Genomic DNA, 794 nt, shown 5'->3' with positions numbered 1-794 from the left:
CGGTCAATGTCGGTGGCCTCGAGGACGGCGCCACCTGGGAATATTCCACCGATGGCGGCGATAGCTGGACAACCGGCATGGGCAACAGCTTCGAACTGCCGGAAGACGTCTATGACGCTGACGCCGTGCAGGTTCGTCAGACCGATGCCGCGGGCAACACCGGCGGCACCGGCAACCTCGGTGCGGTGACGGTCGATCTGACCGCCCCGGAAGCCCCCGTGATTGAAGGCGCCGAAGACGACGTTCCTCCCGCCGGGCCAATCGGCGGAGGCGATATGACCAACGACGTGACGCCGACGCTGATCGGCAGCGCCGAATCCAATGCCATCGTGACCGTCTACGCCGACGGTCGAAACCTGGGCACTACCACGGCCGATGGCAACGGCGACTGGCAGTTCGCCACCAATGAGGCGGATCAGCTGTTTGGCGGTGAAACTGTCTTCACTGCCACCGCGACTGATATCGCAGGCAACGTTTCTGCCACCAGCCCGACGTTTACGCTGACGTTCGACACGACGGCCCCTGCGGCCCCGATGATCGAACCGACCAATGGAGACGAGATCACCGGTACCGCCGAGCCCGGCAGCACGGTCACGTTGACCGACGCAGATGGCACCCCGATCGGCAGCGTCGATGCCGATCCTGACGACGGTAGCTGGTCGTTCACGCCAGACGAGCCGCTACCCGACGGGACCGAAGTCAACGCCACCGCAACCGATGCCAGCGGTAACGTCAGCCCTGAAGCCACGGCAACGGTCGACGCAACCGCGCCCAATGCCGATGGCAACGACATT

The 794-nt window shown here is 64.6% G+C and carries 1 protein-coding gene; it reads left to right on the top strand.

Features of this window, described 5'->3' with window-relative positions:
• A partial coding sequence (locus BTW08_RS18305; RefSeq protein ID WP_210403279.1) for an Ig-like domain-containing protein occupies positions 1–794 on the top strand: 794 nt, incomplete at both ends.

It is taken from the genome of Salinicola sp. MH3R3-1, assembly GCF_001937155.1.
GTDB lineage: Bacteria > Pseudomonadota > Gammaproteobacteria > Pseudomonadales > Halomonadaceae > Salinicola > Salinicola halophyticus.
The sequence above is the reverse complement of the archived record's forward strand: the minus strand, read 5'-3'. Positions and strand labels throughout refer to the sequence as shown.